Source organism: Nocardia sp. NPDC005825 (assembly GCF_040630175.1).
Taxonomy (GTDB): Bacteria; Actinomycetota; Actinomycetes; order Mycobacteriales; family Mycobacteriaceae; genus Nocardia.
In genome coordinates this window covers 14,972-28,584 of sequence record NZ_JBEXXC010000003.1, presented here as the reverse complement: position 1 = coordinate 28,584, position 13,613 = coordinate 14,972, and the positions used below count along the sequence as shown (strand labels likewise).

The 13,613-nt window shown below is 67.8% G+C and carries 13 protein-coding genes; all 13 read left to right on the top strand.

Features of this window, described 5'->3' with window-relative positions:
• Positions 1–80: 80 nt before the first annotated feature.
• The 13 genes from ABZ382_RS08935 to ABZ382_RS08875 all read left to right on the top strand — a co-directional run bounded on the left by ABZ382_RS08935 (position 81) and on the right by ABZ382_RS08875 (position 13,611).
• Entirely contained in the window at positions 81–1,544 is a 1,464-nt protein-coding gene (locus ABZ382_RS08935) for an MFS transporter (RefSeq protein WP_357086028.1), read from the top strand.
• Positions 1,545–1,707: 163 nt separating this feature from the next.
• Complete coding sequence (locus tag ABZ382_RS08930; protein ID WP_357086025.1) at positions 1,708–2,385, top strand: SGNH/GDSL hydrolase family protein; 678 nt, start codon at positions 1,708–1,710, stop codon at positions 2,383–2,385.
• Between the two features lie 54 nt (positions 2,386–2,439).
• Positions 2,440–3,096, top strand: a complete 657-nt coding sequence (locus ABZ382_RS08925; protein ID WP_357086022.1) for a TetR/AcrR family transcriptional regulator — start codon at positions 2,440–2,442, stop codon at positions 3,094–3,096.
• A gap of 459 nt (positions 3,097–3,555) precedes the next feature.
• On the top strand, positions 3,556–4,005 hold the full coding sequence (locus tag ABZ382_RS08920) for a hypothetical protein (protein ID WP_357086019.1): 450 nt from the start codon (positions 3,556–3,558) through the stop codon (positions 4,003–4,005).
• A 118-nt stretch (positions 4,006–4,123) separates the two neighbouring features.
• Positions 4,124–5,176: an acyl-CoA dehydrogenase family protein gene (locus tag ABZ382_RS08915; protein WP_357086017.1), complete on the top strand. Its 1,053-nt coding sequence runs from the start codon at positions 4,124–4,126 to the stop codon at positions 5,174–5,176.
• Positions 5,177–5,189: 13 nt separating this feature from the next.
• Positions 5,190–6,230, top strand: a complete 1,041-nt coding sequence (locus ABZ382_RS08910) for an SDR family oxidoreductase (protein ID WP_357086014.1) — start codon at positions 5,190–5,192, stop codon at positions 6,228–6,230.
• Complete coding sequence (locus ABZ382_RS08905; RefSeq protein WP_357086011.1) at positions 6,227–7,495, top strand: aminotransferase class III-fold pyridoxal phosphate-dependent enzyme; 1,269 nt, start codon at positions 6,227–6,229, stop codon at positions 7,493–7,495. Before ABZ382_RS08910 ends, ABZ382_RS08905 begins: the two co-directional genes overlap by 4 nt.
• Positions 7,495–7,953, top strand: a complete 459-nt coding sequence (locus ABZ382_RS08900; protein WP_357086008.1) for an SRPBCC family protein — start codon at positions 7,495–7,497, stop codon at positions 7,951–7,953. The genes ABZ382_RS08905 and ABZ382_RS08900 overlap by 1 nt, the downstream gene beginning before the upstream one ends.
• Positions 7,950–8,975, top strand: coding sequence for a DUF2156 domain-containing protein (locus ABZ382_RS08895; protein WP_357086005.1), 1,026 nt, complete (start codon positions 7,950–7,952; stop codon positions 8,973–8,975). The genes ABZ382_RS08900 and ABZ382_RS08895 overlap by 4 nt, the downstream gene beginning before the upstream one ends.
• Positions 8,976–8,986: 11 nt before the next feature.
• Positions 8,987–10,384 (top strand): FAD-binding oxidoreductase, encoded by a 1,398-nt coding sequence (locus ABZ382_RS08890; RefSeq protein ID WP_357086002.1) that lies wholly within the window; start codon positions 8,987–8,989, stop codon positions 10,382–10,384.
• On the top strand, positions 10,381–11,787 hold the full coding sequence (locus ABZ382_RS08885; protein ID WP_357085999.1) for an NAD(P)/FAD-dependent oxidoreductase: 1,407 nt from the start codon (positions 10,381–10,383) through the stop codon (positions 11,785–11,787). The genes ABZ382_RS08890 and ABZ382_RS08885 overlap by 4 nt, the downstream gene beginning before the upstream one ends.
• A gap of 5 nt (positions 11,788–11,792) precedes the next feature.
• A complete protein-coding gene (locus tag ABZ382_RS08880; protein ID WP_357085997.1) occupies positions 11,793–12,695 on the top strand; it encodes an alpha/beta hydrolase in 903 nt (300 codons plus the stop codon).
• On the top strand, positions 12,685–13,611 hold the full coding sequence (locus ABZ382_RS08875) for an alpha/beta fold hydrolase (RefSeq protein WP_357085995.1): 927 nt from the start codon (positions 12,685–12,687) through the stop codon (positions 13,609–13,611). The genes ABZ382_RS08880 and ABZ382_RS08875 overlap by 11 nt, the downstream gene beginning before the upstream one ends.
• The last annotated feature ends 2 nt before the right edge of the window (positions 13,612–13,613 follow it).

The window sequence follows — 13,613 nt, the reverse complement described above, 5'->3', positions numbered from 1 at the left end:
ATCCGGTCGGTGCCCTCTGCTTCACTGGAATGGAACAGATCATTCCGTTCTGATCAGGCAATCGGCGTCAGGAGACAGTCATGACCGTCACGGTCGACCATCCGCCCCTCGAAACCTCCACGACCACAACTGATTCCGCTGGACCGCTGCCGCGGCGGTGGTGGGGGCTGCTCGCCATCCTGGCCGCGACCCTGCTGAATCTGCTGGACGCCACCATCGTGAACGTGGCCGCGCCCGCCATCCGCGGTGAGCTCGGCGGGTCGGTGGCGACCGTGCAGTGGCTCAGCGCGGGATACACCCTGGCCATGGCGATCGGGCTGCTGACCGGCGGGCGGCTCGGCGACATGTACGGGCGCAAGCGGGTGCTCATGATCGGGCTCACCGGATTCCTGATCGCGTCGCTGCTGTGCGGGGCCGCCGGGTCCATCGAACTGCTGCTGGCCGGACGGGTGGTGCAGGGCTTGTTCGCGGCGGTCATGGTGCCGCAGTGCTTCGGGCTCATCCGTGATCTGTTCGGGCGCGAATTCGGTAAGGCCTATGCGGCTTTCGGGCCGTTGATCGGAGTCGCGACCATCGCCGGACCGATCGTGGCGGGACTGCTCATCGACGCCGACCTGCTCGGCAGCGGGTGGCGTGCCATCTTCCTGATGAACCTGCCGCTGGGCGTGGTGGCGCTGGCGTTGGGTGCGTGGATCCTGCCCGCCGCCGCCCCGCTGCCGGGTCTGACCTTGGACCTGCGCGGTGCGATCGTGGCCGGCGCCGGTCTGGGCATGCTGCTGTACCCGCTGGTCGAAGGGCGCGCTGCCGGGTGGCCCAGCTGGATGGTCGCCATGGCGATCGCGTCGATTCCGGTACTCGGACTGTTCACCCTGGATCAGGTGCGCCGCTCCCGCGCCGGGCGGGCCGCGCTCATCGAGACCAGCGTGTTCGCCAAGCGTTCCTACACCTCCGGCATCGGCTTCATCACCGTGTTCTTCGGCGGCGTCGGCGGATTCTCGCTCGCGGTCGGGCTGTTCCTGCAAATGGGTCTGGGCTTCAGCGCGCTGCGGGCCAGTATGACCATGGCGCCCTGGGCAATCGGCGCGTTCCTCGGGTCCGGAGTGAGCGCGGGCCTGGCTCCGAAGCTCGGCCGCAAGGTGCTGCACCTGGGCCTGGCCGGGATGCTGCTCGGCCTGATCGCGCTGTTCTGCGAGTTCAGCGGAGCCGCAATGCCGAGCGCGCTCGCCCTGGCCCCGGCCCTGCTCGCGTACGGGCTCGGGATGGGCATGATCTTCGTGCCGCTGTTCGGAATCATCGTCGGCGAGCTCGATGATCACGAAATCGGTTCGGCCTCGGGGCTGCTGGAATCCTTCCAGCAGGGCGCGGCGGCCCTCGGCGTGGCCATTCTCGGCACGGTGTTCTTCAGCGGCTTCGCGCTCGGCGACGGACCGGCGGTTGCGGTGACCGCCATCCGCGCCGTCACCGGGGTGGCGATCGCCCTCACCGCGGCTTCTTTCGCGGTCGTGTACGGCCTGCCGAAACAGGCTGCCGCGCAACCGCACTGACCGTCTGTCGAAGACAGGCCCGCCCGGCGCAATCCTGCCGGGCGGGCCTTCGTCGCTGCCCTGCTACCGGCTTCGCGTGGGCTGTGGCCAGGTCTTTTCCGGATCCGTAGGCGACATCTCCGTATCTGTTGAGAATGTAGATGGTCGACCGTATGCTTAGTTCATGACGACGATAGCGCAGCCTCTCACCGAGGAAACCGACCCTCACGTCCTGGCTCCGACCGACCTCGCCGCCCTGCTGTTCGGTGCTCCGTGGCGTCGCTACGCGGTGTTCGGGGACAGTCTCTCGGTCGGTGCGGGTGATCAGACGCCCGGTTACGAGAACCTGGGCTGGCCCGCGCGGGTCGAACGGGTGCTCCGCATGGTGAATCCGGATCTGGCCTACCTCAATACCGCGCGGATCGGCGCCACCACCGCGCAGTCGCTCGAGGAGCAAGGGCAGCGAATCCTCGACTTCAAGCCCGACCTGCTGCATGTGAACAGCGGGGCGAACGACATCGTGCGGCGCAATCCCGACTGGGAACAGATCGAGGCGGGTCTGCGGGAGATGTATCGGTTCGCGGCCGGTACCGGCGCCCAGCTCGCGGTGTTCACCCTCGGACGGGCCTTCGTGATTCCCGTCTTCCCGGACTGGTCCGAGCGGCTCACCCGGCTCAACGACCTCACCCGGAAGCTGGCCGCCGAGTTCGACGCGGTGCTGGCCGACTCCGAGGATCATCCGCTCAACGATCGCCCGAATCTGTTGAGCGAGGACAAGATTCACTTCTCTACCTCGGGTCAGGCGATCCTGTCGACGATCCTGGTACGCGAACTGGCGTTCAAGGCGGAGGCTGTGTCGTAGATCGTTACCCGGGACCGCTCCGGGCTGCGGGGCGGGTAACGTACGATCGGATGTATGTCTAGTTCGACGACGCCGGCCGTGGCTGCCACGGCATCGGATGCTGTCGGTGAGATCACCGACAAGCGACTGCTGCGCGGCGCTCGGACCAGGCAGATCGTTCTCGCTCACGCCGTGGACATGGCGTCGCTCGACAATCTCGAGGCGTTGAGCTTCGGGCGGCTCGCCGCCGAAGTGGGGCTCAGCAAGGCCGGTATCCAGACGCTCTTCCGGACCAAGGAAGCCCTGCAGCTGGCCACCATCGAGCATGCCCGCCGCATGTTCATCGACTTCGTGGTCCGCCCGGCGAATACGAAATCGCGTGGCGTGGAACGCTTTCGCGAATTGATCGAGCGGTGGATCACGTACGCCGAGCAGCCCTTGTTCGCGGGCGGCTGTTTCCAGGCGGCCAATCTCGCCGTCTACGACAGCCGGCCCGGTGTATTGCGTGACAAACTCGCGCAGTATCAGCAGGAATGGGTGGACGCGTTGTCCGCGGAATTGGCCTGCGCCGTGGAGCGGGGCGAAATCGCGCCGCTGGACACGGATCTCGCCGCGTTCCAGATGGACGCCGTACTGCGGACGGCGAACACCTCCATGCGCCTCGGTGACCAGGTCGTCGAGGACAAGATTCGCCGTGTCGCCGAGCATTTCCTGGTGCCCGCCGGCAAATAGTCCGTCACCGGTGCTTTTCGAGTACCGGCGCTTTGGCATGCCCTCGATCGGCAGCGCCGTATATAGCGCATCGATTCTCTCCGCGTAGTCATGTCAGCTGTGAGCTGAATGCGTTGGCGCGGAACGTTTTTCGGCCGATCGGGCCGATTCGGGAATATTTGAAACTTATCCATTTCGGCTTGACGTCCGACCCGTACTGCCGCATGATCAGATTCAGTCAGATTGTGACCGACCGAGAGTCGGTAAGCGAGCAGGGGTGCATCGTGACATCGCAGGGAATTCTGCTGCTTCGGCAGCTCATCAACGCTACGTAAGAGTCGCTGAAAGCGAATCGTACGACAAATCCGCAGCATTCTGTTTGCGGACAGGCGAAATAGCAATCAATTGCCATCGTGTGCTGATCTGCAGCTGACACGAGGGTTGATCGGCCGTGCCGATTTCAGGGACAGGGAACCTGCAATGGACAATGTGAACAGATTCGAGACCAAGACCACCCATGCCGTCGCACGCGCCGAGTGGGCACTGGGCCTGACCGCTGTCGCGGTCGTGGCCATCCTCCACCTCGACGCGATCAGCTGGCCCGCCTTCATCGGGTTGTTCCTGGTCATCGACCTGATCGGCTACATCCCCGGCGCGATCGCGTATCGGCGGAATCGCGATCACAGGATTTCGAAGGGCTATTACGTCGCCTACAACGTGATGCACAGCTTCCTCACCGCCGGCGCGATCGCGGCAGTGTGGTCGCTGGTTTTCGGCCCGGAATGGGCGCTCCTCGCCCTGCCGATCCATCTCTGTGGCGACCGTGCATTGTTCGGAAATACGATGAAGCCTTTCGGAATCTCTTTCGAGCCGGTGAAGCATCCCGAATTCGATGCTTTCGATCAGGCCTTCGGCCGCGCCCGAGTCTGAATTCAAATCTCGCGTAGTTTTATTCTAGAAAGGGTGCAAGGTGCGATTTCTTGCGCGCGAACGTGCGGTCTTGGAACGGTTTTTCCCCGGACTCGACGATGTGTTGTCCGATATTCCTTTGAGTGAACTGGAAAGCGCTGGTGCGCAGGGTATTTCGCTGCTGAAGGAGGCCGGTGGTCCTGGCCTGGTGATTCCGGTCGACTACCAGGGCAAAGGGGCGACCGCGTTGGACGCGGTGCGGGTCCAGCGTGCTCTGGGAGCCCGATCGCCGTCGTTGGCGATCGCCTCCACCATGCATCACTTCTCGGTGTCGAGCCTGGTGCTGCTGGCCGAAGCCGGCGGCAAGGAATGGTTGCTGCTCGAGGCGATCGCCAAGGGCAACATGCTGGTGGCCTCGGGTTTCGCGGAGGGACGGCCGGACGGTCGCATTCTGGCTCCGACCATGAGCTCCACCGTGACACCGGAGGGCGTCCGGGTCAGCGGCACCAAGCGTCCGTGCAGTCTGGCCAGGTCCATGGACCTGATGACCGCGAGCCTGCGGCTGCCGGCCCCCGACGGAAACGGCGATCGCCTGGCGGTGGCGCTCATTCCGGCCCGGGATCCGGGTGTCACCGTCACGCCGTTCTGGTCCAGCTTCGCGCTGGCCGGCGCCGAGAGCGACGAGGTGACCATCGACGACGTGCTGGTGCCCGACGACCTGGTGGTGCTCACCGAGGTCACCGAGCAGGGCCGGCTCGACGCCGTCCAGACGGCCGGCTTCGTGTGGTTCGAATTGCTCATGTCGGCTTCGTATCTCGGTGCCGCGAGCGCCCTGGTGGAGCAGGTGGTCGAGGCCGGCCGATCCGCGGAATCGGAACGACTGCACTTGCTTTCGCGCAGCGAGGCGGCCATGGCCGCGATCGAGAACGTCGCTCGCCAGATTCCGGATGCGCAGACCGATCCCGCCCTGCTGGTGGACACCCTGCTGGTTCGCTACGCCGTTCAGGACGTCATCGCCGAGGTGATGCCCAAGGCCGCCGAATTGCTCGGCGGACTGAAATTCATGACCGCGAACGACATCGGGTATCTGAGCGCCGCCGTGCACGGGCTCGGCTTCCACCCCCCGTCGCGGGGCCGTATGGCGGCGCCGCTGACGCGCTACTTCGCCGGACATCCGCTCGAAATCGCTTGAGGAAGAAAAGATTATGACGTGGCGTAAGAAGACCATCCTGCTCACCGGGGCCTCCGGAGTCGTCGGCCGGGCGCTGATCGACGAGCTGTCTCCCGATTTCGACATCGTGTGCATGCGAAACCGCACGCCGGTCGCGGACGTCCGGGTGAGTGAATTCGGCGGATCCTTCGCCGAGCCGCGTTTGGGCATGTCCCAGGGCGATTACTCGCTGCTGGCCAAGCGGGTCGACGCGATCGTGCACGCCGCGGCCGCGACCAGCTGGAAGGAGGACCCCGCCCGGATTCGCGAGATCAATCTGGGCGGCCCGACCGCGCTGCTGCGTCTGGCCGAGCAGGCGCAGGCCCCGCTGTACTTCCTCAGCACCGCCTTCGTGGCGAATCCGCCGGCGGCCAATGGGCATTCGCCGGGCGCGGGCGCCTACGTGCAGTCCAAGATCGAGGCCGAGGAGCTGGTGCGATCGCATCCGGCCGCCAGCGTGATCCTGCGGCCCTCGATCATCACCGGCGATTCGGCCGACGGCCGGATGGCCCAGTTCCAGGGCATCCACGCGGTGCTCGGCGCGATCGTGCGCGGCGCCGCACCGATGATCCCCATGCCGTCGGACGCGTTGATCGATTTCATTCCGCAGGATCTGGTGTCCGGCGTGATCGGCAAGATGCTGCGCGAGAACATCACCTCGGGCGAATACTGGCTCACCGCGGGCGATCAGGCATTGTGTGCCCGCGACATCATGGACTTCTGCATGGGGCTGGCCGGTGATCTGGGCCTCGCGATCAAGGAACCCAGGCTGATCCCGACCGAGGCCGTGGACCGCCTGATCATTCCGCTGCTGGAGGACTCGCTGCCGCCGAAGCTGGCCGCCAAGTTCCGGGATCTGCTGGAGTTCTCGTGGCTGTTCCAGACCGCGGAGCCGCTGCCGAATTCGTTGCCGGAGTTGGGATTCGCGGCTCGCGCCACCAAGAGCGCGCTGCACCGCGCGCTCTACAACTCCATGTACTACTGGGCCCAGGTGAAGGGCCTGGCGCCCGATGCGGGCAGGGGGCGGGTCGCATGACCGCCACCGCGCGGGCCCACACCGGCATCGAGGAGCTGTGCCGGGCGCACCAGGGCAGCGGCCGGGCGTCGCTGGGCCGGCTGCTGGGCGGTATGCAGGAGACGGTCTCCGAGGGCGCCTGGGTCATCGTCCACGACGGGCGGCGGTATCTGAATTTCGGCGGCCACGGGGTGTATCTGCTCGGCCACCGCCACCCGGAGGTGGTCGCGGCGGTCCACCGGCAGATCGATACCCACCCGATGTCGACCCGCGTCTTCTTCGAACCCGCCGGGGTGCTGGCCGCGGCCGAGCTGGCGTCGGTCACGCCGCCCGGCCTGGATCTGGTGCATTTCGTCAACTCGGGGGCCGAGGCCACCGAGGCGGCGCTGAAACTGGCTCGGGCGCACGGCAAGACGGCTGTCGTCACCACCCGCAACGGGTTTCACGGCAAGACGCTCGGCGCCCTGAGCGTGACCGCGCGCCGGATCTATCAGGATCCTTTCGAACCGCTCCTGCCCGATGTCAGCGTGGTGCCTTTCGGGGATCTGGCGGAACTGGAGACCGCGCTGGCAAGGGTGGCCGGGCGCGGGGTCTTCATCGTGGAACCGGTGCAGGGCGAGGGCGGGGTCATCCTGCCGCCCGTGGGATACCTGGCCGCGGCCGCGGAACTGTGCCGTCGTCACGACGCGCTGCTGATCGTCGACGAGATCCAGACCGGTCTGGGCCGCCTCGGAAGCTGGTGGGGCATCGACGAAGAGCGGGTGGTGCCCGACATTCTGCTGGTGGGCAAGGGCCTTTCCGGCGGCGTCGTGCCGATCGCGGCCATGGTGTCGAGCACCGAGATCTATCAGCCCTTCGCGAAGGACCCGTACCTGCATTCCTCCACCTTCGCCGCCTCGCCGATCGCCTGCGCCGCCGCTCGGGCCGCGATCACCGTCATGCGGGACGAGGCGCTGGTGGAGCGGGCGGCCGAGCTGGGAGAGCGGCTGTTGGGAGCGGTGCGCGCCGCGGTCGCGCCCTACTCCGGGAGCCATCGCATCGAGGTGCGCGGCAAGGGCCTGCTGATCGGCATCGAGTTCGACGAGCCCGGGCTGGTGGGCGAGCTGTACCTGAACCTGGTCGAGCGCGGTGTGCTGGTCAATCACTCGCTGAATTCGCCTACGGTGCTGCGGCTCACGCCGCCGGCCGTGCTGTCCGACGACGAATTGGACTTCTTCACAGTCACATTCGCCGAATCCCTGGCCGAAACCCTGTCCGTATGGGTGTCAGAAGAAGGAAATCGATAATGCGCAACGTCAACCTGTCCTTCATCGCCCCCGGTATCGACCCGGCCGCGGCCTTCGACCGGATCAGCGACTTCGAGAGCTACCCGAGCCTGACCGATGCCGTGGTGGCCGTCGCCCTGCAGCCGGGCGAGGGCGCGGGGGTCGTCTCGTCCTGGACGGTCAAGTTCCGCAAGGGCCTGCTGCGCTGGACCGAGCACGATCTGCTCAGCCCGGAGCAGGGCGAGATCGAATTCAAGCAGTTGGAAGGCGATTTCGAAGTCTTCGACGGTCGGTGGCGGGTCGGTGCGGCCGCCGAGGGCAGCGAGGTGGGCTTCGAGGCTCGCTTCGACCTCGGAATCCCCACTCTCGCCGACATTCTCGACCCGGTGGCCGAGGCGGCGCTGCGCGACAATATCGCCTTGATCCTGGCCGGGCTGTTCGGTGAGATCCGTGAAGTGACTCCGGCGGGGCTGCCGTGACCGTCACACCGGCGGCCGAACACGCTCGGACGCAACGCGACGTCCTGGCCGTGGTCCGTGAACTGGGCCAGAGTTCCTCGGTATTCCTCGCGCTCAACGCGGGAAACCGGTACTTCACCGTCGCGGACCGGCCGGGGCTCATCGCCTACCGGCCGGTGGGACGCCGCTACTGGGTGCAGTTCACCGGGGCGTGTGCCGCCCCGGGGGACCGTGCGGCTCTGGACGAGGCGTTCGCGGCGGCCGCCGCCGCGGCCGGAAAGCGGATCATCGCGGTGCAATGGGACCGCGAAGACGCCGGCCGGGCAGCGGCGAGCGGCTGGGTGGTGAATCAGTTCGGCTGTTCGTACAGCATCGATCTCACGGCGTTCAGCCTGCGCGGTCAGAAGTTCGTCAAGACCCGCAATATGATCGCCCGCTCGCGCCGTGAAGGCGTGACGGTCGGTGAGGCGACTCCGGAGCGGCTGGCCGATCCGGCCTTCGCCGCCCAGCTCGACGAGATCGACGCCCTCTGGCTGCGCAACAAGGGCCGCCACGTCAAACAGCTCGAGTTGATGATCGGTGAGCGCGGCGGCCCTGTTCAGGATCAACGGCGATTGTTCGTCGCGGAGCAGGGCGGCCGGGTGGTCGCCTACATCTCCTACTCGCCGGTGTTCGGCGAGCAGGCCGGATGGCTCTACGACCTGACCCGCCGTACCCCCGACGCGCCGCCCGGCGTCATCGAGCACATCTTCGCCGACGCGGCTACGACGCTGGGGGAGGGCGGCGCCCGGTGGTTGCACCTGGGGCTCACTCCCTTCGTCGGCTTGGACCCCGCGCACGAACTGCCGGGATCCAGCGGCCTGCTGGGCCGGGCGCTGGCCCTGATCGGAGAACGCGGCGCCGCCCTGTATCCGGCCAAGAGCCAGCTCGCGTTCAAGCTCAAATGGCGGCCGCATCAGGTGACGCCCGAATACATCGCATTTCCCCGCCGCATTCGCCTGCGAGACATCTGGTGTCTGGCGCGGGCGACGAATTCGCTCTGAAGGAAACAACAATGGTAGACGCAACCCGGTGCCTGGACACGGCGCCGATCTGGGTGCAGCTGAGCGACTATGTTCCCGACGCACCACGTCTGAGTGGGTCCGGACGGGCCGACCTCGTCATCGTCGGGGGCGGGCTCGCCGGGCTCGCCACCGCCTACTACGCCGCCAAGGCGCGCCCCGAGCTGAAGATCACCGTCCTGGAGGCGGGCCGGATCGGGGCCGGGGCGACCGGCGCCAGCACCGGCATCGTCGGTCCCGGCCTGAAGATGTCGATTCCCTTGCTACGCAAGACCTATGGCGATCAACTGGCGCGGGCGGCGTTCGACGCGTCGCAGCACGGTGTGGATCTGCTGCGCGAATTGATCAAGGCCGAGGGCATCGACTGCGATGCCCGCGAGGAACCGCACACCCTGGCGGCCATCACCGCCCGGCAGCGCGACCGGATGGCCACTCATCTCTCGCATCTCGAGCAGCTCGGTCGCCGGGTCGACTGGCTCGACCCGCAGGAGTTGGTCGAGCGGGCCGGACCGGGCTATGTCGCCGGATTCTCCTACGACAACGTGCTGCTGGTGGACCCGTACCGGCTGCTGGTCGGACTGGCCGCCGTGGTGCGCGGGCTCGGGGTCGAGATCCACGAGTACAGCCGGGTTCTGGAGATGCGCACCGCACGCGGTGGCACCACGACGGTGTCGACCGCGGGCGCCGACATCACCGCCGACCGGGTGCTGATGGCCCTGGACGGGTACGCCGGGCCGCTCAATCCGTTCCCGCGTTCGGTGGTCCCGATCCGGGCCCACCTGCTGGCCACGGCCCCGCTGACCGACGAGCAGGCGGCGCGGCTGGGTTGGAACGGGCGCGGCGGAATCATCGACCAGCGCAACTATTTCAACTACTACCGCATGACGGCCGACCGCCGGCTCGTCTTCGGCGGTGGCCCGGTGCTGGTGCCGACCGGTGATCCGGTTCCCGACGCCCGCAGTGCCGATGCCGTTCACGACCGCTTGCTGCTCGAGATGGCGGCCCGGTTCCCGGCGCTGCGGGATATCGACGTGGTGGCGCGCTGGACCGCGCGGGCCGGAAGCACCCAGGACCGGCTTCCGGTGGTCTCCGAACTACCCGGGCGACCCGGGGTCTTCTACGCGGGCGCGTGGTGCGGCCACGGCCTGTCGCTGGCCGTCGATTCGGCGTGGCGATTCGGCGGATTCCTCGGCGGCCGTACCGATTCCGCGCTGCCGTGGACGCGGCCCCGCCGGTTCGGGCTGCCCAGGCCCGCGCTCGAGACAGGTACCCGGCTGTACCTGCGCATGCTCGACATCGCCGACTGGCACGACATCCGCACCGGGGCGTCGACCGCGCCGCCGACCCCATCCACGCAGACCCTGCGGACGAAAGAGGCTGCCCGCTCATGAGCGAGACCACCCAGAACACCACGACGGCCGAGGCCTCGCCCACGGTCGAGAAGGCGAAGGCGCGGCCCTCGACCCGGCGCAAGGCCGTCGCCGCGCCCGCGGCGACGCCGGAAGTCGTGTCCCGACCCCGCGAGGAAACCGCCGACATCGTCATCGTCGGAGCGCGAATCGCCGGCTGTGCGTTGGCCATTCGCTTCGCCCAGGCCGGTAAGCGGGTCGCGCTGCTGGATCGCGGCGAGCGCGAGACCGACGTGCTGTCCACCCACTATCTGCAGGATCTGCGGCTCTGGGACGAGCTGGGCCTGCTGCACGAATTGCACAAATTCGGCGCGCCCCCACTGCATTCCACCCGGACGGTCATGGACGGCGTCGACATGTCGGTCCATCACCCGCAATGGCCGCGGATGTGCGTGCGCCGGGCCGGGCTCGACGAGATGCTGCGCAAGCGGGTCGAAGAGGTCGGCGTGGAGGTGCGGACCGGAATGACGGTCGGCAAGCTGCTCACCGAACGCAACGGCCGCGTCAGCGGCGTGGTGGCCACCGGTCCGGACGGGGCCGAGACCCGGATCTGGGCGCCGCTGGTCGTCGGCGCCGACGGACGGAACTCGACGATCGCCAAGCTGGTCGATGCGGCCAAATACGCGACCACGGTCAACGATCGTGACGCGATCTGGCGCTACTACCGCAATCTGCCCGTGCCACCGGAATTCCAGTTGGTGCGCGACGGCCGGGACATCTACTTCATGGTGCCCTGCGACGACGGGCTGACCCTGGTGGTCGCCCAGCCCCCGCGCGACGACACCCGCGACTACCGCGACAAGGCGGTCTTCGAGGAGAACGCGCAACGCATCATCCCCACCCTGCGCGGCCTGATGGCCGGCGCGGAGCAGGTCGGGGACGTACGACAGGTCCGGCGCATGAACGGCTACTTCCGTGAGGCGGCCGGTCCGGGCTGGGTATTGGTCGGCGACTCCGGGCATTTCAAGGATGTCATCACCGGCCAAGGCATCTCCGACGCGCTGCGTCAGGTCCGGATGCTGACCCGGCGGCTGCTGCCCGAATGGGGCAGCCCGCGCACCATCGACCGCGCCACACAGCGCTGGTGGAAGGACCGCGACGCCGAGGCGCGGCCCATGTACTACTTCTCACGATCCATCGGCCTGGGTCTGCCGACGAACTCCATCGACGTGGAGTTGTTCCGGTACATCAGCGCCTCTCCGCGCCGCCGCGACAACCTCACCCTGATGCTGCGCCACGAATACAACCCGCGCCGACTGATGGGTCTGCCCGCGGCGATCTCCATGGTCAAGGCGATGAGCCGCCCGCACAACACGCCCGCGACCGTGATCAAGGACGCGCAGGCCTCGTTGTACCGGCAGTTCGGCCGGAAGCAGGCCAGGTGAGCACCGTGACCGGCGAACGATACGAGAAGGGTTGGCGTCATCCGGATCTGGGTGCGCCGGGCGGCGTGCGGATCGCCGGGGGCGCGGTCCGCTATTTCGAGCGGGGCTCGGGTGAACCGATCGTGCTCGTGCACGGCGCCATGGTCAACGCCAACCTGTGGCGGCAGGTGGTGCCCCGGCTGGCGAAGCAGTTCCGTTGCGTGACATTGGATCTGCCGTTCGGCTCACACGACAGCGCGGTACCGGACACGGATCTGTCCGCGCCCGGAATCGCGCGGCTGGTCATCACGGCTCTGGAGACGCTGGGTCTGGGCGGCGCGACCCTGCTCGCCAACGACACCGGCGGTGCGGTGGCGCAATTGGTCGTCGCCGAACGTCCGGACCTGGTGGGGCGCTTGGCCCTGACCTCCAGCGACGCGTACGCCGACTTCCCGCCGCCGGCGTTCGGCTTCCTGAAAGCGGCCGCGGCCGTGCCGGGTGGTCTGCTGCCGGTCCTGGCGCCGTTGCGCCTGCGGGCCTTGCGCCGGCTGCCGATCGCGCAGGGCTGGCTCACTCGCCGTCCGCTCGCGGCTCCCGTCTCGGATTCCTATGTGCTGCCGTCGATTCTGGATCGAGGAGTGCGCAAGGATCTGGCGCGGGTGCTGGTCGGACTCCGGTCCCGGCACACGCTGGCCGCCGCCGAGCGGTTCCGCGACTTCGATCGGCCGGTGCTGCTGGCCTGGTCGCGCGAGGACCGCTTCTGCCCGCCCGCCAATGCCCGGCGGCTGGCCCGTGACTTCCCGCACGCGCGACTGGAGTGGATCGAGGATTCCTACACCCTGTCGCCGGAGGACCGGCCCGACCGGGTCGCCGACCTGGTCACCCGGTTCATCACCACGACCCACCCAGGAGTGGCTCATGTCCGATAACTCCCGTGCCTGGTGGCGGCACCGCAATCTCGGTGTGCGACACGAACTTCGGCTGTCGAGCGGACGGCTGGCATATTTCGACGTCGGTGCGGGAGCGCCGCTGGTGTTCCTGCACGGCCCGCTGACGAACGCCAACGTCTGGCGCAAGGTGATCGGCGCGCTGTCGAGCCGGTACCGGTGCATCGTGCTGGACCTGCCCTTCGGCTCACACGCCATTCCGATGCCGGCCGCCGACCTGTCCTTCGGCGGTCTGTCCCGGCTGGTGGCCGAGGCGCTCGACGAGCTCGACGTGCGTGGCGCCACCGTGATCGGCAACGACGGCGGTACACCGCTGGCCCAGTTGCTCGCGATCTCGCGCCCCGACCTGGCGGGTCGGCTGGTGCTGACCGCGGGCGGTGCGTACGACAACGCTCCGCCGCGCGCGTTCCGGCCGATCCTCGCGGCGGTCGCCTACGCCCCGGCGGCTCGCCTGTTCGTGCTCGGCCCGCTGCGTTTGCGCGCCATGCGGCGGCTGCCCGTGTCCTACGGCGGACTGACGCGACGACCCGTGGAGCCGGCTACCTCCGATTCGTGGGCGCTGCCCGCGCTCGTGAACGACGATATCTACGCGGATCTGCGCCGGATGCTGCGTGCACTCGACGGCGCCGAGGTCGAGGCGGTGTCGCGGCGACTGCACGAATTCACCGGCCCGGTGCTGGTGGTGTGGTCCAAGCCGGACCGGGTGTTCCCCCACGCTCACGCCGAGCGCCTGGCCTCGGACTTCGCCGACTCCCGGCTGGCGTGGATCCCCGACTCGGGCTCGCTGATCCCCGAGGAGAAGCCCTTCGAATTGTCCGACCTGATCGCGAATTTCGCTCCCCGCCCCTCCGCTCGACCGGCTGTCGCGGACCGGCAATCCCTCCCTAGCAAAGGCTGAAC